The organism is Dongia sp., assembly GCF_041918875.1.
GTDB lineage: Bacteria > Pseudomonadota > Alphaproteobacteria > Dongiales > Dongiaceae > Dongia.
Genome location: NZ_JAYRUV010000010.1, coordinates 155,045 through 174,057, shown reverse-complemented (window position 1 = coordinate 174,057; position 19,013 = coordinate 155,045). Strand labels below are relative to the sequence as shown.

Genomic DNA, 19,013 nt, shown 5'->3' with positions numbered 1-19,013 from the left:
ACATCATGAAGAAACTTCTCACCTTCCTCCTCGCCGCCCTCATTTCCCTGGGCGGTTTCACCACGCTGGCCAGCGCGCATGAACAGAAGGCCGGCGACCTGGTGCTGGAACATGCCTGGTCGCGGGCGACCCCGGGCGGCGCCAAGACCGGCGCCGTCTTCGTCAAGATCGAGAATCATGGCGATACCGCCGACCAGCTGCTGAGCGCCAGTTCCGAAATCGCGGCCATGACCGAGGTCCATCAGATGTCGATGGAAAACGACATGATGACGATGAAGCCGGCGGGCGTTCTCGACATTCCGGCCCATGGCGAACTGGTCCTCAAGCCGCACAGCTATCATGTCATGCTGATGGGCCTCAAAAAGCCGCTGATCGAGGGCGACACCTTCATCGTCACCCTGGAATTCGCCAAGGCCGGCAAGGTCGATCTGCAGGTCGTCGTCGGCAAGGTCGACGATATGGGCGAGGAGCATTGAAGTCAGCATTGAACAATGGCCTCACTTGTCATCCCCCGCTTCAGGCGGGGGATCCACGAGCTGCTTTCTTCAACACGAAAGGAACTCGTGGATGCCCCGGCCAAGCCGGGGCATGACAAATTGGGGAGCATGTCAACAAGTGATTGGACGGGACTCGAATAAATCCCTTATGGGCCTAATTCACGTTATCCACAGGGGCTATGAATCCAGCTTGCTGCTAGGGTCGCCGCCATGGAAGCTTCACAAACAAACAACGTCACCAGGTTGCCCGGCAGCGGTAACGCGCCGACACGCACCCCGCCCGTCAATTACGAGGCCGAGCAGGCGCTTTTGGGCGCGGTGCTGGCGAACAACCTTGTTTACGACCGGGTCAATGAGTTCCTGCGCCCCGAACATTTCGCCGATCCCTTGCATGGGCGCATCTTCGCCGCCATCGGCAAGCTGATCGAACGCGGGCAGATCGCCAACCCGGTTACCCTCAAGAACCTGTTCGACCAGGACGGCGCACTCGCCGAAATCGGTGGCGCCACCTATCTGGTGCAGCTGGCGCAGGCGGTCGTCACCGTCATCAATGCCGAGGATTACGGCCGCACGATCCATGATCTGTACCTGCGCCGGCAGCTGATCGACCTGGGCGAGGTCACGGTCAACGAGGCCTATATCCACGATACCGACGTCACCGCACTGCAGCAGATCGAAGCGGCCGAAGGCAAGCTCTTCACCTTGGCCGAAACCGGCCAGGTCGAAGGTGGCCCGAAGGATTTCAAGAGCATCGTCGTCTCCGCCCTGCAGATGGCCGAGGCCGCCTTCAAGCGCGACAGCCATCTCACTGGCGTCACCACGGGGCTGACCGACATCGACCGGAAGCTGGGCGGTCTGCAGCCGTCCGACCTCATCATCCTCGCCGGCCGGCCGTCGATGGGCAAAACGGCACTTGCTACCAATATGGGCTTTAACGCCGCCACCGCCTTCAAGGAAGAGAATACGGGGACGCGCTACAAGGTCGCCTTCTTCTCGATGGAAATGTCCTCGGAACAGCTGGCCTTGCGCATCATGGCGGAAAAGTCGGGCGTCGCCTCCGACCGCATCCGGCGCGGCGACATCAAGGGCGATGAGGAATTCATCCGCGTGGTCGAGGCCGCCAACGAGATGAGCTCGGCCGGCTTCTTCATCGACGACACGCCGGCGCTGAGCATTCCGGCGCTCAGGACCCGCGCCCGGCGCCTCAAGCGCCAGCACGGGCTCGACCTCGTCATCATCGACTATCTGCAGCTGATGCGTTCGGCCAATGCGCGCGGCAGCGAAAACCGGGTGCAGGAAATTTCGGAGATCACCCGGGGCTTGAAGGCGATCGCCAAGGAACTCAACGTTCCCGTGATCGCGCTTTCGCAGCTCAGCCGCGCCGTCGAGCAGCGCGACGACAAGCGCCCGCAGCTCGCGGATTTGCGTGAATCGGGTTCGATCGAACAGGACGCCGACGTCGTCATGTTCGTCTACCGCGAGGAATATTACCACGAGCGCAAGAAGCCAGGAGACCACGAGACCGACAAGATGATGGAATGGCAGCGCGAAATGGAGCGCGTCCATAACGTCGCCGAAGTCATCATCGCCAAGCAGCGTCATGGCCCGATCGGCACGGTGCCGCTGCAGTTCGAGGGCATGCTGACCAAGTTCAGCGATCTGCTGCGCAACGATTACGTCCCCACGCAGACCGAATAAGGCGCGGACCATATGCCCGATTCCTACGCGCCGGTGCTGACGGTCGATCTCGGCGCCATTGCCGCCAATTACCGCCTGCTGTGCGGCCGGATGAGTCCAGGCGCCTGCGGCGTCGCCATCAAGGCGGACGGTTACGGCCTGGGGGCCGCCATGATCGCGCCGCATCTCAGGCGCGCAGGCTGCGATCATTTCTTCGTCGCCACGGTCGATGAGGGGTTGGCGCTCCGCCCGCTGCTGCCCGGCGCCAGGATCTATCTGATGAACGGCCTGCCACCCGGGTCCGAGCGCGATGTCCAGGGTCATGAACTCATTCCCATCCTCAATTCGATGGATGAGATCGAGCGCTGGCGAAGCGCCACGCGCAGCGCCGCCATCCGGCCGGCGGGGCTGCAATTCGATACCGGGCTCAACCGGCTGGGCCTCGCCCATGCCGACATGCTGCGCCTCGTCGCCAACCCGCATCTACTGGATGGGCTGGATATCGGGCTCGTCATGAGCCATCTCGCCTGCGCCGACGATCCGGAGCATCCGCAGAACCGCGCCCAGCTCAGGCGCTTCCGCGAGATCGCCGACAGCCTGCGCCTGCCGCCCCGCCGCGCTGGCGGGCCTGGCGGCGGGAAGGGGGCGCTGCTGTCCCTGGCGGCTTCATCCAGCATCTTCCTGGGCCCCGAATATCATTTCGACCTGGCGCGGCCGGGCGCGGCGCTCTATGGCATCAACCCGACGATGGGAGCCGCGAATCCCTTGCGCCAGGCCGTGCGGTTGCAGGCAAAAATCCTGCAATTACGCGAGGTTGACTTGAATATGAGCGTTGGTTATGGTGCCTCGCATCAATTTCGGGGGCCGTCCGTCCTGGCCACGATCGGGGTCGGATATGCGGACGGGATATTCAGGTCGCTGGGCAATCGCGGTTCGGTCTTCGTGGCCGGCCAGCGGGCCCCGATCGTGGGGCGCGTCTCGATGGATCTGATCACAATCGATGTCGGTCACCTGCCTGCGGCGAGCCTCAAGCCCGGGATGAGCGTCGATATTATCGGCCCCGGTGGAATTGGCCCCGGTGGAATTGACCCCGGTGGAATTGGGGGGCAGACGGTGGACGACATCGCGCGCGATGCCGGGACCATCGGCTACGAAATCCTCACCAATCTGGGTTCCCGCTTCCAGCGCCGCTATGTTGGAGCCGGCGGATGAGCATTCCGGTCCTGCAGCCGGTCGGCCGCACCTTCCTGGGCAGTCTCGAAGCGATCGGCCGGCTGGCGCTCTTCATGCTGCAATCGGTGCTGCATTGCCTGACGCCGCCTTTCTATCCGCGCCTCATTGCCAAGCAGATGGTCGAGATCGGTTTCTATTCGCTGCCCGTGGTCGGCATGACGGCGGTCTTCACCGGCATGGTGCTGGTGCTGCAGACCTATGTCGCCGTCTCGCGCCTCAATGCGGAATCGACCATTCCCTATGTCGTCGTCATTTCGCTGACGCGCGAGCTGGGCCCCGTTCTGGCCGGCCTGATGCTGGCCGGGCGCGTCGGTGCCGCGATGGCGGCGGAAATCGGCACCATGCGCGTCACCGAGCAGATCGACGCCTTGCGCACGCTCTCGACCAATCCCTTCAAGTACCTGATCGCCCCGCGCCTCGTCGCCGCCATATTGATGCTGCCCGTCCTGGTCGGCATCGCCGACATCATCGGCGTCTTCGGCGGCTATCTGGTCAGCGTCTACAAGCTCGATTTCAGCCCGCATATCTATCTGAAGAACACGGTCGATTTCGTCGAGACGATCGACATCGTCTCGGGCCTGGTGAAGGCTGCGGCCTTCGGCTTCATCGTGGCGCTCATGGGCACCTATAACGGCTTCCAGTCCAGGGGCGGCGCGCAGGGTGTCGGCAAGGCCACGACCGACGCCGTGGTCGGCGCCTCCATCCTGATCCTCGCCGCCAACTTCATCATCACCGGGATCTTCTTCAGCCGATGACCGACCTCAAGATCAAGGTGCGCGGGTTGAAGAAGGCCTTTGGCCCGAAGAAAGTGCTGAACGGCATCGACCTCGACGTGCCGCGGGACAAGTCGCTGGTCGTCATCGGCGGATCGGGCACGGGCAAATCGGTGCTGATCAAGTGCATCCTGGGGCTCATCGAGCCGGATTCCGGGTCGATCGAGATCGATGGGCAGGAAGTGGTCGGCATGAAGGCCGCCCAGCGCGAGGACATCATGCGCAAGTTCGGCATGCTGTTCCAGGGCTCGGCCTTGTTCGACAGCCTCCCTGTTTGGGAGAACGTGGCATTTGGGCTTATCGCCGGGCGCGGCATGGACCGCCGGTCGGCAAAGGAAGTGGCCTTGCGCAAGCTGGCCGCCGTGGGCCTGGGGCCGGAAGTGGGCGAACTGGTGCCGGCGGAGCTTTCGGGCGGCATGCAGAAGCGCGTGGCCTTGGCGCGCGCCATCGCCGCCGAGCCGGAAATCATCTTCTTCGACGAGCCCACCACCGGCCTCGATCCGATCATGGCGCAGGTGATCAACGAGCTCATCGTCAAATGCGTGCGCTCGCTGGGTGCCACCGCACTTTCCATCACGCACGACATGCATTCGCTGCGCGCCATCGCCGATTATGCCGCCATGATCTATGAAGGCCGCATCATCTGGGAAGGCGAAGCGCAGGCCGTCGACCATTCCGGCAACGATTTCGTCGAGCAGTTCGTGCAGGGGCGTGCCGAAGGTCCCATCCGCATGCCCGTCCGGCCGCTTTGAGGGGCGGGGGTTGAGAGTCTTCGTGGCACCACCCCCTCATCCCAACCCCTCTCCCGCGAGGGGAGGGGGGCTTGGTGCGCAGGCGGCAATAATCTTCAAGCCGCAAAGAGACTCGCTCTCTCCGCAAACTCGCGGGAATCCCCCTCTCCCCTCGCGGGAGAGGGTCGGGGTGAGGGGGCCCTTGCCCCGTGGCTAAGCCCGTTCGCAATTATGTCTGCCAGTCCTGCGGCTCGGCCTTCCCGAAATGGGCGGGGAAATGCGAGGCGTGCGGGGCGTGGAATTCGATCGTCGAGGAGCCAACGAGCGGCGGTGACGTACCCAAGGGTCTTTCGGGCAAGCGCGGCAAGGGCGTTACGTTCGTGCGGCTCGACGGCGATGTGCCGCAGACCATTCGCCGCCCGACGGGCCTCGCGGAATTCGACCGCGTCACCGGCGGTGGGCTGGTGCGGGGTTCCGCCGTGCTCATCGGCGGCGATCCGGGTATCGGCAAATCGACACTGATGCTGCAGGTGGCGACGATGCTCAAAGGTGCCCGCGTCGCCTATATCTCCGGCGAAGAGGCGATCGAGCAGGTGCAGCTGCGCGCCAAGCGCCTGGGGGTAGGGGAAAACCGCAAGGCCGGGGAGGTCAGCACCGAGCTTGCCGCCGCCACGAGCTTGCGCGACATCATGGCGAGTCTCGACCGGCCGGATTGCCCGGAGATCGTCGTCATCGATTCCATCCAGACGCTCTATCTCGACAGCCTCGATTCGGCGCCGGGCACGGTGGCGCAGGTCAGGACCTGCTCGGCCGAACTCATTCGCCTCGCCAAATCGCGCGGCTTCACCCTGCTGCTGGTCGGCCATGTCACCAAGGAAGGGCAGATTGCTGGCCCCCGGGTTCTCGAGCATATGGTCGACACGGTGCTCTATTTCGAAGGCGAGCGCGGGCATCATTTCCGCATCCTGCGTTCGGTCAAGAACCGCTTCGGCCCGGCCAATGAGATCGGCGTCTTCGAGATGTCGGACCGGGGCCTTGCCGAAGTGCCCAATCCCTCCGCTTTGTTCCTCGCCGAGCGGCACGGCAATATCTCGGGCGTTGCGGTCTTTGCCGGCATCGAGGGCACGCGCCCCGTCCTGGTCGAGGTGCAGGCCCTGGTCTCGCCCTCGCCGCTCGCCACACCGCGCCGCGCCGTGGTGGGCTGGGACAGCGCGCGCCTGGCCATGACGCTGGCCGTCCTCGAGACGCGCTGCGGGCTGGGCCTGGCGGGGAGCGAGGTCTATCTCAACATCGCCGGGGGCCTTCGGATCTCGGAGCCGGCGGCCGATCTTTCGGTGGCCCTCGCCCTCGTCTCCTCGCTCTCCGACCGGCCGGCGCCTTCCGACCTCATCGCCTTCGGCGAGATCGGGCTTTCGGGCGAGGTGCGCATGGTGGCGCAGGCGGAAACGCGCCTCAAGGAAGCGGCCAAGCTCGGCTTCAAGCGCGCCCTTTGCCCCAAGCGATTGAGCCAGGCCGGCGGCAAGCCGCTCAAGGTGACCGGCATCGAACTCGTCGAAATCGGGCATCTGCAAGAAATGATCGATTGGCTATATAATGAAGTGCGTTCCAATGCGCTGGCCGCAACCGTGAGTGCCAGCAGGGCCCAGCATGCGGGAGACAAGATCCGTTGAACTTCCTCGATCTCATCGTCCTGGGTGTCATCGGCCTGTCCACCCTGCTGGCTTTCTCGCGCGGGTTCATCAAGGAGCTGCTGTCGATCCTGGGCTGGATCGGCGCCGTCATCGCCACTGTGGCGCTGTTCAGCCCCGTGCGCATCATGGTGCGGCAATATATTCCGAACGAGCTGCTGGCCGACATCAGCGCGGGGATCGGCATCTTCGTGGTGACGCTGGTGCTGTGCGGCATGCTCAATCATTGGATCTCCGCCCAGGTGCGCGGCAATGGCCTGGGCGCGCTGGACCGGTCGCTGGGCCTGGTCTTCGGCCTGGCGCGCGGATCGGTCGTCATCTGTGCCGCCTATATTCTGATGGTCTGGGCCTTGCCGAATCCGACCGAGCGCCCAGATATGGTCAACCAGGCGCGTTTCCTGCCGGTTGTGGAGCGCGGCGCCGCGTTCCTCCTCAAGCTGCTGCCGGACGATATCCTGAAGACCGGCGAGGATGCGATCAACCGCAGCCTGGACGCGGTCGAGCAAGGCCAGGCACTGGGCAACGCCCTGCAGACGATCTCGCCCGGCGTGACAGGTGGCGCGACGACGAATGGCACCGATGCAGCCGGCGCAGGGCAAAGCAGCACAAACACGGGTGCTGCACCCCAAGAACCCGGTGGACAAGACGCCGGATCGGGGTATAAGGACGCCGAACGCAACGACCTAAACCGACTGATCCAGGGTTCCGAATAACCCGGCCGGAAAAAGGTAAATGCCGATGCTCACGACCCACCCCTTCGATGACGACCATTTGAAGGAGGAGTGCGGCATTATCGGCATATTTGGTGTCGAAGAAGCCGCCACACGCACTGTCCTCGGCCTTCACGCCCTGCAGCATCGCGGCCAGGAAGCGGCCGGCATCGTCTCGCACGATGGCGACGACTTCCATTCGCACCGTGCCATGGGCCATGTCGCCGACAATTTTTCGGCCGAAAGCGTGGTCGGCCCCCTGAAGGGCCGCGCCGCCATCGGCCATGTGCGCTATTCGACGACCGGCGAAACGGCGCTCAGGAACGTGCAGCCTTTCTTCGCCGAGCTTGCCTTCGGCGGAATTGCCATCGCCCATAACGGCAATCTCACCAATGCGAGCGCCATCCGGCGCGAACTGGTGAAGCGTGGATCGATCTTCCAGGCATCAAGCGACACCGAAGTCATTCCGCATCTGATGGCGACGCATCTCCGGGGCAATGTGGTCGACCGGCTGATCAATGCCCTCCATCAGGTCGAGGGCGCCTATTCCATCGTCGCCATCGCCAAGGACATGGTGATCGGCGTGCGCGATCCCTTAGGCGTGCGGCCGATGGTGCTGGGCAAGCTCGGCGACGGGCATATCGTGGCATCGGAAACATGCGCGCTCGACATCGTCGGCGCCGACTATATCCGCGACATCGATGCAGGCGAGATGGTCATCCTCGACAGGAACGGCGTCACGTCGATGCGCCCCTTTTCGCCGACCAAGCATCGCTTCTGCGTGTTCGAATACATCTATTTCGCCCGTCCCGATTCGGTGATGGAAGGGGTCAGCGTCTATGACGCCAGGAAGCGCATCGGCGCGGAACTGGCCAAGGAAGCCGGCGTCGAAGCCGATGTCGTCATCCCGGTCCCCGATTCCGGCGTGCCGGCGGCCTTGGGCTATGCCGAAGGATCCGGCATCCCGTTCGAATACGGCATCATCCGCAATCATTATGTCGGCCGCACCTTCATCGAACCCACGGACCAGATCCGGCATCTTGGCGTGAAGCTGAAGCACAATGCCAACCGCGCCAAGGTGCAGGGGAAGCGCATCATCCTGGTCGACGATTCCATCGTGCGCGGCACCACATCGAAGAAGATCGTCGAGATGATGCGCCAGGCGGGCGCCACGCAAGTCCATATGCGTATATCGAGCCCGCCCACCTCCTATTCCTGCTTCTACGGCATCGACACGCCCGAGCGCAGCAAGCTGCTGGCGGCACGCATGAACGTGCAGGAAATGGCCGATTTCATCGGCGCCGACAGCCTTGCCTTCATTTCGCTCGATGGACTTTATCGCGCCATGGGTCATCAGGGCCGCGATGCCAAATCGCCGCAATATTGCGACGCCTGCTTCACCGGCGATTACCCGACCGAGCTCACCGACCAGAGCAACGAGACCATCGCGCAGCTGTCGCTGCTGGCGGAAAAGAGCGCCTGATCGTGGTCGACAGCTCGAAGCCCGGCAGGCTGTCCGGGCGCATCGCCCTCGTCACCGGTGCCTCGCGCGGCATAGGTGCGGCCATCGCCCGCGCCTATGCCAGGGAAGGCGCCGAGCTGATCCTCACCGCCCGCACCGTGGGTGGGCTTGAGGAACTCGACGACCAGATCCGCGCCATCAGCGGCAAAGCGAGCCTGCTCGTTCCCTTCGACCTCAAGGAATTCGACAATATCGACCGGCTGGGCGCGGCACTTTACGAGCGCTATGGGTGTCTCGACGTGCTGGTCGGCAATGCCGGCGTGCTGGGGACATTGTCGCCGCTCGGGCATATTTCGCCCAAGGAGTTCCAGGAGGTCATCGACCTCAACCTCACGGCCAATTGGCGGCTGCTCAGGGTCATGGACCCCTTGCTGCGCCAGTCCGAGGCGGGCCGCGCCATCTTCCTCACCTCCGGTGCCGCGCGCGGTCCCCGGGCCTATTGGGGCACCTATGCGATTTCCAAGGCGGCGCTGGAGATGATGGTGGGGATTTATGCCCAAGAAATCCAGCAGACCAGGGTTCGCGCCAACCTGATCGATCCGGGCCGCACCCGCACCCGCATGCGCGCCAAGGCCTATCCGGGGGAAGATCCGCAGAGCCTCAAGATACCCGACGAGATCATGGAGCCCTTCATTGCCCTGGCCAGTGCCGCCTTTACCGGCAATGGCGAGGTGGTGAAGGCCCAATAATCGGGATCTTTTTTTCGGTTCCCTCCGCTCCCTCGGCCTTCGTTGGCGCGAATTCCGTCGCCGAATCAGCATTTTGAGCCCTTTTCGGGGCTGGACGCGGCCATGTGACCCGGATCACTGCAAATCCGCGCGCGACATCCCAATATATAAAGCGTCGGCGGCGTCATCCGCTCCCTACGGATCCCGCCGGGAGTTTCCCTGAGTTTGCGATTGAATATGACTTGGGTGTCACTGGATTGGACCGAAATGTCCCACCCCCTGCACCCCGCCGGCGGGCTCACCGCCCCCCACTGCCCGCCGGCGACCCCTTTCCCAGCAGGCTCCTCCCGAAAGCGTCACGGCATCGTCATTTTGTTGCCAGAAAGATCCGGCAATGATCGCCGCCAATGACGCACATCCAAAGACCGAGAGCGACTCGATGAATGTTGCCGCCAAGCGTGAAGACGTGTTCGTGAAGCCGGTGCTGATCGGCGTGCGCGGATGGTATTTCAAGCCGCTGCGCCAGATCCGCAGCGGCTATAAGGCGGTGCGCGCCACCTGCCTGATGCCGCGCCCGGCGAATGACCGGTAGGATTGGCGATACCGCACCGTCATGCCCGGGCTTGACCCGGGCATCAGCCCACCACTGAAAGTCGGCACCCAGTCGAACCTGATCCCCGGGTCAAGCCCGGGGATGACGTAGAGAAGAACGCGAAACGCGCTAGAGCTTCATTTCCTTGAGGCTGTAGCCCTCGGGCAGCCTGGCTGACTCGATGTCGAGCCGGTCGGCCACCAGCGGGATTTCGATCATCGTCCCTTCGTCCAGCGTGAGGCGCAGCGTGGTGTCGGTGAAGATTTGTTCTGGCTTCCCAAAAAGGTCGATGAAGATGCGGTCGGTGCCCTTGGGATTGTCCTTGTTCACCAGATCGAGCTTGGGCATCCATTCCAGCGGCGCGTCGCGGCCCATCACATCCTCGGGCGCGATCAGCATGAGGCGCTGCAACGGCTCGTTTTCCTTGGCATAGGCGATGATGACGGCGCCATTGGGCGTATCGCCGAAGAGGTCGCCATCCGCTGCCGTGACCTTGGCGTGATAGGCGAAGATGCGCTCGAAAGCGAAGCCGCCCCTGGCGCCCATCGTCGCCCATTGGCCGGACTGCCCTTCGCCGGTGGCGTTGAAGAGATACCTGCCCGTTTCCAGCGAATAGACCGCATGGGTCGGCATTTCGACGCAGCAGCCATGGCGCGTGAGCGTCAGGAACGAGTTCTGGGCGTGGACGGCATCGGCCTTGCCCTCGACCGCGAAGGCGGCCGCGCCCTTGCCCGCATCGCTCAAGGGATAGACGGTGACACTGGCCGTCGCCTCTTCGAAATTCTGCTCGGTCTGCGGCCCCTCGAGCGAAACCTGATGCTGTTCGATTTCCAGGAGCTGATAGAGCAGCGCGTTCCTGGCGGCGACGGAGGGCAGGATATTGGTCTGGTAGCGGCGGCTGTCATTGACGACGCGGTAATTCCCGTCCGCCGGCGCGATGGCGATGGTGGAGGGGCCGGTCTCCTCAACCAGCGGATCGGCATGAGCGAGTTGCGGCAGCAGAAGGGCCGCCGCCAGAAGCATTTTGCGCATGAAGCACCTTGCCTGGATTGGTATCCCCGAAAGCGGGACAAAGACTCTCACGCCTTCGTCGCAGCGGCAAGGCGGGCGGTTCAGCCCTACTTCATCGCGTCCTTGATGCCATAGCCGATATAGGCGCCGCGCAAATAGAACGGGCGCAGGAAGGGCAGCGGGAATCTGGGCGGCGGACGGCGGATGAAGCCCGGCCGCTCCTCCGGCCCACCCATCATGGCGCGCGCCGCGGCACGGCCCGACCAGGTGCCCATGGCGACACCGTTGCCGTGATAGCACAGCGCGAAATAGGTGCCCGGCTGTTCCTCCCAGGCGCCGACATGCGGGACCAGATCGAAAGCCAGACACAGGAGACCCGCCCAGCGATGCGTGATCTCGACATGGCGCCAGGCCGGGTAATAGGCGCGGAAACAGGCTTCGATATTGGCCAGCTGCCGGTCGAGGGCACCCGGTTCGGCCGAGAGGCCGCCGCGCCCGCCGAACATGAAGCGGCCGTCGGGCAGCAGGCGGAAATAATGCAGCAGATAGCGGATGTCGTAGACAGGCGTGGTATTGGTCCAGCCCTGGGCACCCAATTCGTTCTGGCTCATCGGCCGTGTCACCACGATCGACGAGAGCGCCGGCAGGATGCGCCCGCCGAAATCCTGGTGCAGATCCTCGGACGTGTAGGCCGCCGTCGCGATCAGCACCTTGTCGGCGCGGACGCGGCCACGCGGTGTGACGAGGACATGCTTTCCGCCCTCGCGCGTCCAGTTGATCACTTCGCTGTTGGCGTAGATCTTCGCGCCCGCCTTCGCCGCCGCGGCTGCCAGGCCGTTCACATATTTCCAGGGATTGAGGCCGAAACCCACCGGATTGGCGACGCCGGCATGAAGCTCCGGCGAGCTGAAACCGCGTTCGACCAGTTCCTCCTTGCTCACGAAGATTTCGTTGGCGCCGAAGGTCTTGGCCATGAAATCGGCATCTTCCTTGAGGGCCTCGACCAGGCCCGATTTGTGCGCCAACGAAATCTCGCCGGTGCCGGTCTTGTCGATATCGAGATTTTCGCGCGCGACGATATCGGCCACCAGCTCGACCGATGCTTTCTGGGAACGCCAGAATGTCCGCGTCTCCTCCAGGCCGAATTTATCGATCATCTTGCTCCAGGGCATCTTCGACGAGCCCATGCAGCAGAAGCCGCCATTGCGGCCCGAGGCGCCCCAGCCGACATAGGAGCGTTCCAGCACCACGGCGCTGGCGCCATGGTCGCGCTGCAGGTGATAGGCGGCGGAGAGGCCGGTATAGCCGCCGCCGATGATGGCGACTTCCGTCTCGATATCGCCCTCCAGCTGGGGGAAAGCCGGGAAATCGGTCTTCGAGTCACGCCACCAGCTCTTGACCGGGTTGGCGGGATCGAGAGCGCTTGGATGATAGAGATGCTTCATGATGTTTTCCCATCTGCCCAGCGGCCGCCGCGTTCGGCGTAGAAATCCTTTGAATAAGGATACCACCAGGATTGCAATTGCGCCTTGGGATCCAGCATGACCATCTTGGACTGCCGGAAGGCATTGAGGCCGAGCCGGCTCAAGGAACGCCCGAGGCCGGAAAGCTTCCAGCCGCCGAAGGGCAGCGCGTCATTGTCGCCCAGCACATTGTTGACCCAGACCATGCCGGCCTCGAGCCGGTCGATGGCCGCCATCGCCTCGTCGAGCCTGGCCGTGAAGATGGCGGCGCCCAGGCCAAAGCGCGAGGCATTGGCGAGCGCGATCGCCTCGTCGAAATCGCGCACGCGGACGATGGGTGCCACGGGTCCGAACATCTCGGCCTGCATCAAATCCATCCCGGGCGTCACATCGGTGAGGATGGTGGGTTCGTAGAACCAGCCGGTATTGAAGCCCGGCGGCACGCGGCCGCCGCAGGCGATCCTGGCGCCCTGCGCCACCGCCTGATCGACCAGGCGCATCACCTTGGCGCGTGCCGTTTCCGAGACCAGCGGGCCGATTTCGACATTGCCGAGGCCCGGGCCGATGCGCAAGGCCTTGGCGCGTGCCACCATGGCCGAGACGAAGGCATCGTGCACTTTCTCATGCACGAAGATGCGCTCGGTCGAGGTGCAGATCTGGCCGGAGAGATGGAAGGCGCCGGTGACGGCGGCGGCGGCGGCCACCTCCGGATCAGTGCTGTCCATGACGATCATCGGATCGGACCCGCCGGCTTCGATGACGCAGGGCTTCAGCAGCTTGCCGCAGGCGGCGGCCACGTCGCGCCCCGCCTCGACCGAGCCGGTGAAGGCGATGGCGGCGATGCGCGCGTCATTGATGAGCGCCTTGGCGGTGTCGACGCCGCCGGTGACACAGGCGACGAGGCCCTCGGGCAGCGCCTTGAAATGTTCCATGAAGGCCAGGGTCGAGAGCGAGGTGGCCGGCGCCGGCTTGATCACCACCGCATTGCCGGCCGCCAGCGATGCCGCCACGGTGAAGGCCATCAGGATGATCGGGAAGTTGTAGGGCACGATATGCGCGGTGATTCCGTAAGGATACCAGCGCGCATATTGCAGCGACCCCGGCGAGGTCGGCGCCGCCACGAAACCGCCATCCTCGCGCGCCATTTCCGCGAAATAGCGGAAGATCGGGGCGACGTTGAGGAGTTCGCCCACGGATTCGGTGAAGGGCTTGCCCATCTCGCGCGTCATCAGTTCGGCGGCGGGACCCGCCGTCGCCTGTTCCATCGCGTCGGCGAGGCGGTGGAGAGCCGCCGCGCGGCTCTTGCCGTCGAGCCCAGCCCAATCGGCTTGCGCGGCCTTGGCTTGGGTCAGCACGGCATCGAGCGTCGCCTGCCCGCATTGCGCCATCTGGCCGACGGTGGAGAGATCGGCAGGGTTCTTCACCTCGGTCAACGCCGCGCCGGCAGCGGCGACATAGTCGTTGCCGAGGAAGATTTGGCCGAGGGTTGGGTTGAATGCGGGCATGTTCGTTCTCTGACTAAATTGTCATGCCCCGTGAAGGCGGGCCATCCACGAGTTTGTTGGCGGCGGATGAAAGGAACTCGTGGATCCCCCGCCTTCGCGGGGGATGACAAAATTGGGCGTTTTTATCGAATCATATAGACCTTGCGCACGGTTTCGTGGACGCGGCAGGTGCCTTTCCAATCCTTGGGGAAGAAGGCGATCGTGTCGGGATAGATTTCGATCACTTCGCCGCTTTCATGCGTGTAGGTGCAGCGCCCCAGCATGAAGTGGCAGAATTCGTCGCGCGTGACATGGCAATTCCAGAAACCGGGCGTGCAGATCCAGATGCCGGTTTCGTTCTCGCCATTCGGGCCCTTGTGCAGCAGCACGCCAGAGGTCATGGACTGGCCCTCGATCATGGTCGGGATCGGGCCCCAATCCTTCACCTCGGTCACGGATTTCGGGTTGTAGATGACGGGTGTGGTCAAAATCAGGTGCTCCTATCGCAGCATGTAGACATTGCGCAGGGTCTCGTGGACCGTGCAGATGCCGGTCCAGCCGGCGGTGAAATGAACGCAGGTCCCGGGACGCACCTCGATCACCTCGCCATCATCCTTCACATAGGTGGCGCGGCCGGCAATGAAGTGGCAGAACTCGTCACGCGGGATGGAAAGCGGCCATTTGCCGGGCGTCACCACCCAGAGGCCGGTTTCCGGCGAATTACCGCCGACGCTGGGATCGGGCCGCTTGAAGAGCAGCCGGCCGGAGGATTTCGACGGGCCTTCCAGGCAGTCCGGCTGTTCGCCCCAATCGGCGAGATCGTCGAAATGGGTGGCGTCGTAGATATGCGGCGCCGACGAATCGAGCTTCGACTTGCTGCTCACGGCCGATAAGTCCCCGTCATCGCGATTTCAGCGAGGATATTGGCGGCCTTTTCGGTGCCCTTGGCGCCTTGCATATGCTTGGCCACCGCGTTCAAGCGCTGCTTCATGGCCTTGTCGGCAAGGAGGCGCGCGATGGTGGCGGCAAGCTCGCCTTCAGTCCAGGTATAGCGCGGCAGCTGCTCGCCATAGCCCGTGTCGTGGATGCGCGCGGCATTGTCGAGCCCGTCCCAGCAGAACGGCATGATGATGGCGGGCTTCCCGAAATAGAGCGCCTCGTTGAAGCTGTTATTGCCGCCATGATGGATGAAGAGATCGACATGCGGAATGACGGCCGGCTGCGGATACCAGCTTTCCAGATGCACGTTGCCCGGCACGTCCCGATATTCGCCGATATAGTCGCCGACATTCATCAGGAAGCGGTAGGGCAGCTTGGCGAAGGCCGCGATGAGGTTCTTGTAGAGATCGACGTCCGCCGCACCGAGCGAACCATAGGACACATAGATCAGCGGCTTGTCGTTGTGCACACTGAATTGCGGCACCGTATAGGTGCCTTCGTCGCGCACGCAGCCTTCGAGATACTGGAACTGTTTCGGGTCCAGGGGCATGCGGCGCTTGAAAGCCAGGGGCTTGGGGTAGAGCAGCAGGTTCATGGTGGGCGAGGCTTCGAAGAACTGGCCCAGCGGATAGGGCTTCTCCCCCTCCTTCACCATGAACTCGTTGAAGCGCGCATGGGTGGGCTTCACCAGGTCGAGGAAGCGGTCGTCGAAGGCCTTGAAACCCACCTTGTCATTCTCATGGCAGCCCGAGAGATGCGGCGGGATATCGGGATCTGGAATTTCGTTTTCCGAGCAGGAGATGATGCGCACCCAGGGGCAGCCGGCCTTCTTGATCGCCGGGAACAGGATGACATTGTCGACCGCCACCAGGTCCGGCTTGATGCGCTTGAGATGCGCGTTCAGGCCCGCCTCGGCGATGATGGCGGAATCGACGATCGCCTCCCAGACGGGGATGACATAGGTCGGCAGCTGGTCGATCGGCGCGAGGCGGAAATGCGGCTGCTTCTCGGCGATGAAGTTGGCCCAGAACTTGGCGATCTCCTCGTCCGACATGCCGCCGGACATATCGACCAGGTTCTCCTCGAACCCGTATTTCTCGAAGACGCCCTTGAAGCCCTTGTCGCAGACGAAGACCGGGTTGTGGCCCATGGCCTTGAGGCGCTGCGCGATGCCGACGCAGTTCAGCGCCGGCCCGAAAGCGGCCTCCGGAAAGAGGACGATGGTTTTACCTTTGCTCATGCAACTCTCCCTGGAAACGTCTTCTATTCCGACAATATCAAGCTATGGGCATCCGACCAGCCGCACCAGACACGCTGGCCGCGCATCACTTTTGCCGTCAACGGATTGGCGGCCGGCAGGCGCGCCACCAGGGGCTTCGCCTGGCCATGAAGGCGCAGATGCAGGATCAGATCCTGACCGAGATAGGCTGAACCATCGACCTCGGCCGGCAGGGCACCGTTCACCGCGGTGTCGGTGACTTCGATCCGTTCCGGCCGCACGGCCAGCGCGCCGGCACCGCCCAAGCCAATATCGGCGATATTGGCCGCGGGGAAGATACCGAGCCCCGGCACCTCGAAGCCCCGCGCGACGCGCTGGCCATCGAGGAAGTTCATCTGGCCGATGAAGTCGGCCACAAAGCGGCTGTTGGGGCGTTCGTAAAGCACGCGCGGCTCGCCCAGCTGGGCGATACGGCCCTGGCGCAGCAAAGCTATCCGATCGGCCATGGTGAGCGCTTCTTCCTGATCATGAGTCACGACCAGGAAGGCGATGCCGGTTTCCTGCTGCAGGCGCTTCAATTCGATCTGCATCTGCTCGCGCAGTTTCTTGTCGAGCGCGCCCAGCGGCTCGTCGAGCAGCAGCAGCTTGGGCCGCTTCACCAGAGCGCGCGCCAGCGCCACGCGCTGCTTCTGTCCGCCGGAAAGCTGCGCCGGCTTGCGTTTGGCGAGCGCCGACAATTGCACCAGCGCCAGCACCTCGTCGACGCGGCGCGCGAGCTCCGCCCCGCGCACGCCTTCCATCTCCAGCCCGTAGGCGACATTGGCGGCGACACTCATATGCGGGAACAGCGCATAGGATTGAAACATCAGGTTGATCGGGCGCTTGTTCGCCTTGAGGCCGGTGATATCGACACCGTCCAACAGGATGCGACCCTGGTCCGGCTGCTCGAAGCCGGCGATCATGCGCAATAGCGTGGTCTTGCCGCAGCCGGACGGTCCCAGCAGCGCGAAGAACTCGTTGCCGCCGACCGACAGCGACAGATTGTCGACGGCCAGGACCGGGCCGAAAGCCTTGGTAACGCCGATGACTTCAAGCAATGCGCTCATGCTTCCACCTCGCGGTTGATGCGTTGCGAGAGGAAAATGAGAAAGAAGGAGACGAGCATCACGATGGTGGCCACCGCATTGACGTCCGGCGTCACGCCGAAGCGGATCATGGCGTAAATCTGCATGGGAAAGGTGATGGAAGCGGAGCTGGGCCCGCTGGTGAAATAGGAGATGATGAATTCGTCGAAGGAAAGCGTGAAGCCCAGCAAGGCGGCGGCGATCACGCCGGGAGCGATCACCGGCAGGGTGACGCGGCGGAAGGTCGTGATCTCGCTGGCGCCGAGGTCGATCGAGGCTTCGATGATGGAGCGGTCGAAATGCTTGAAGCGGGTCCGGACGACGGCGCAGACGAAGGAGATCATGAAGGCGGTATGGCTGAGGATCACCGAATGCGCGCCCAAGGTCAGCTTGATGAGCGAATAGAAGCTGAGCAAGCTAATCGCCATCACGATGTCCGGGATGATCATGGGTGCGGCGATGAGCGCTTCGGTGGCGATGCGCGGGCGCCGCTCCTCCAGCCCCATCGCCAGAAGCGTGCCGATGACGGTCGAGATGACGGTCGCCACCGCCGCGATGAAGAGCGAGTTGCCGACCGAGGCGATGATCTTCTGGTTCTCGAACAGTTTTCCGTACCACTCCAGCGAGAAGCCGCTCCAGACCGTGGGCATGCCGGCCTTGTTGAAGGACAAGGCCACCAGTACCAGGATGGGACCGTAGAGAAAGACGTAGACGAGACCCAGATGCGCGCCGAGCCAGCTCTTCAACGGATGCGCGTTCATGCCGTGGATCCCTCGCGGTCGCGCCGGTTGACCAGAACGGCCTGGACGGTGAGGAGCAGCATCATGATGCCGATGACGATGGCGGCGATGGCCGAACCGAAAGGCCAGTCGCGCGCGGTCAGGAACTGGTCGTAGATGAGGTTGCCGAGCATCGTGCGCTTGCCGCCGCCCAGCAGATCGGGTGTGACGAAATTGCCGACCGAGAGGACGAAGACGAAGACGCTGCCGGCGGCGATGCCGGGCAGGGTCAGCGGCAGGGTTACGCGCCAGAAGGTCATCAAGGGGCTGGCGCCAAGATCGGTCGAGGCTTCGCGCAATTCCGGCGCCAGCTTCGAGATCGAGCTGAACAAAGCCAGGATCATGAACGGCACATAGGCATAGGTGAGGCCGACGATGATGGCGAAATCGTTATAGAGCAAAGGCAGCGGCGCATCCATGACACCGAGGCCGATCAGGCTGCGGTTGATGAGACCCTCGCCGTTGAGGAGCACCATCCAGGCATAAGTGCGGATGAGGTAATTGCTCCACAGCGGCAGCATCACCAGGATGAGATAGGCAAGCTGCCGCCGTTTGGGCATGAGCGCGATGCAATAGGCGGCCGGATAGCCCAGCGCCAGGGAGACAAGTGTCGTGACGAGAGCCACGCGTGCCGAGGCCCAGAAGATTTCGGCATAGAGCGGGTCGATGGCACGCGTGTAGTTTTCAAGGGTGAAGACATAGTCGATGCCCCCATAGACGCCGCGCTCGAAGAACGAGTTGGCCAGCAGCAGCGCGCATGGGACAACCAGCAAACCCACGATCCAGGCAATGCCCGGACCTGTCAGCACGATGCGGCGGGAAACAACCATGATGGCCCTGGCATGACGGTCCTGAAACAGAAAAATGGCGGGGCCCGGCATGAGCCCCGCCATGCAAAATCAA

The 19,013-nt window shown here is 63.5% G+C and carries 19 protein-coding genes; 10 read left to right on the top strand and 9 right to left on the bottom strand.

Annotated features, from left to right (window positions below; genetic code table 11):
* Positions 1-5: 5 nt before the first annotated feature.
* From ACE3TY_RS12715 to ACE3TY_RS12670, 10 genes are all read left to right on the top strand, one after another.
* Complete coding sequence (locus ACE3TY_RS12715; RefSeq protein WP_374653434.1) at positions 6-476, top strand: copper chaperone PCu(A)C; 471 nt, start codon at positions 6-8, stop codon at positions 474-476.
* 231 nt (positions 477-707) lie between these two features.
* Positions 708-2,195: a replicative DNA helicase gene (locus ACE3TY_RS12710; protein ID WP_374653432.1), complete on the top strand. Its 1,488-nt coding sequence runs from the start codon at positions 708-710 to the stop codon at positions 2,193-2,195.
* 12 nt (positions 2,196-2,207) lie between these two features.
* Positions 2,208-3,386, top strand: a complete 1,179-nt coding sequence (gene alr / locus ACE3TY_RS12705) for an alanine racemase (protein WP_374653430.1) — start codon at positions 2,208-2,210, stop codon at positions 3,384-3,386.
* Positions 3,387-3,388: 2 nt separating this feature from the next.
* Complete coding sequence (locus ACE3TY_RS12700; protein ID WP_374653478.1) at positions 3,389-4,162, top strand: MlaE family ABC transporter permease; 774 nt, start codon at positions 3,389-3,391, stop codon at positions 4,160-4,162.
* Positions 4,159-4,932, top strand: coding sequence for an ABC transporter ATP-binding protein (locus tag ACE3TY_RS12695; RefSeq protein ID WP_374653428.1), 774 nt, complete (start codon positions 4,159-4,161; stop codon positions 4,930-4,932). Before ACE3TY_RS12700 ends, ACE3TY_RS12695 begins: the two co-directional genes overlap by 4 nt.
* 188 nt (positions 4,933-5,120) lie before the next feature.
* Positions 5,121-6,581 (top strand): DNA repair protein RadA, encoded by a 1,461-nt coding sequence (gene radA, locus ACE3TY_RS12690; protein ID WP_374653426.1) that lies wholly within the window; start codon positions 5,121-5,123, stop codon positions 6,579-6,581.
* Positions 6,578-7,312, top strand: a complete 735-nt coding sequence (locus ACE3TY_RS12685) for a CvpA family protein (RefSeq protein ID WP_374653424.1) — start codon at positions 6,578-6,580, stop codon at positions 7,310-7,312. The genes radA and ACE3TY_RS12685 overlap by 4 nt, the downstream gene beginning before the upstream one ends.
* 25 nt (positions 7,313-7,337) lie before the next feature.
* Positions 7,338-8,792 (top strand): amidophosphoribosyltransferase, encoded by a 1,455-nt coding sequence (purF, locus tag ACE3TY_RS12680; RefSeq protein WP_374653476.1) that lies wholly within the window; start codon positions 7,338-7,340, stop codon positions 8,790-8,792.
* A gap of 2 nt (positions 8,793-8,794) precedes the next feature.
* On the top strand, positions 8,795-9,520 hold the full coding sequence (locus tag ACE3TY_RS12675; RefSeq protein ID WP_374653422.1) for an SDR family NAD(P)-dependent oxidoreductase: 726 nt from the start codon (positions 8,795-8,797) through the stop codon (positions 9,518-9,520).
* Between the two features lie 373 nt (positions 9,521-9,893).
* A complete protein-coding gene (locus ACE3TY_RS12670) occupies positions 9,894-10,091 on the top strand; it encodes a hypothetical protein (protein ID WP_374653420.1) in 198 nt (65 codons plus the stop codon).
* 129 nt (positions 10,092-10,220) lie between these two features.
* Here ACE3TY_RS12670 and ACE3TY_RS12665 read toward each other — a convergent pair whose 3' ends face one another.
* The 9 genes from ACE3TY_RS12665 to ACE3TY_RS12625 all read right to left on the bottom strand — a co-directional run bounded on the left by ACE3TY_RS12665 (position 10,221) and on the right by ACE3TY_RS12625 (position 18,991).
* Entirely contained in the window at positions 10,221-11,123 is a 903-nt protein-coding gene (locus tag ACE3TY_RS12665) for a hypothetical protein (RefSeq protein WP_374653418.1), read from the bottom strand.
* An 86-nt stretch (positions 11,124-11,209) separates the two neighbouring features.
* Positions 11,210-12,547 carry an NAD(P)/FAD-dependent oxidoreductase gene (locus ACE3TY_RS12660; RefSeq protein ID WP_374653416.1) on the bottom strand — a complete coding sequence of 446 codons (1,338 nt, stop codon included), beginning with the start codon at positions 12,545-12,547 and terminating at the stop codon, positions 11,210-11,212.
* Positions 12,544-14,070 carry an aldehyde dehydrogenase gene (locus ACE3TY_RS12655; RefSeq protein WP_374653414.1) on the bottom strand — a complete coding sequence of 509 codons (1,527 nt, stop codon included), beginning with the start codon at positions 14,068-14,070 and terminating at the stop codon, positions 12,544-12,546. The genes ACE3TY_RS12660 and ACE3TY_RS12655 overlap by 4 nt, the downstream gene beginning before the upstream one ends.
* 122 nt (positions 14,071-14,192) lie before the next feature.
* Complete coding sequence (locus ACE3TY_RS12650; RefSeq protein ID WP_374653412.1) at positions 14,193-14,537, bottom strand: cupin domain-containing protein; 345 nt, start codon at positions 14,535-14,537, stop codon at positions 14,193-14,195.
* Positions 14,538-14,549: 12 nt separating this feature from the next.
* The gene (locus ACE3TY_RS12645) at positions 14,550-14,933 is read right to left on the bottom strand and encodes a cupin domain-containing protein (RefSeq protein ID WP_374653410.1); all 384 of its coding nucleotides are present in this window, start codon (positions 14,931-14,933) and stop codon (positions 14,550-14,552) included.
* Positions 14,930-16,228 (bottom strand): glycosyltransferase, encoded by a 1,299-nt coding sequence (locus ACE3TY_RS12640; protein ID WP_374653408.1) that lies wholly within the window; start codon positions 16,226-16,228, stop codon positions 14,930-14,932. Before ACE3TY_RS12640 ends, ACE3TY_RS12645 begins: the two co-directional genes overlap by 4 nt.
* A 23-nt stretch (positions 16,229-16,251) precedes the next feature.
* Positions 16,252-17,313, bottom strand: a complete 1,062-nt coding sequence (locus ACE3TY_RS12635; protein ID WP_374653406.1) for an ABC transporter ATP-binding protein — start codon at positions 17,311-17,313, stop codon at positions 16,252-16,254.
* Entirely contained in the window at positions 17,310-18,092 is a 783-nt protein-coding gene (locus ACE3TY_RS12630) for an ABC transporter permease (RefSeq protein ID WP_374653404.1), read from the bottom strand. The genes ACE3TY_RS12635 and ACE3TY_RS12630 overlap by 4 nt, the downstream gene beginning before the upstream one ends.
* Positions 18,089-18,991 (bottom strand): ABC transporter permease, encoded by a 903-nt coding sequence (locus ACE3TY_RS12625; RefSeq protein ID WP_374653402.1) that lies wholly within the window; start codon positions 18,989-18,991, stop codon positions 18,089-18,091. Before ACE3TY_RS12625 ends, ACE3TY_RS12630 begins: the two co-directional genes overlap by 4 nt.
* Positions 18,992-19,013: the final 22 nt, after the last annotated feature.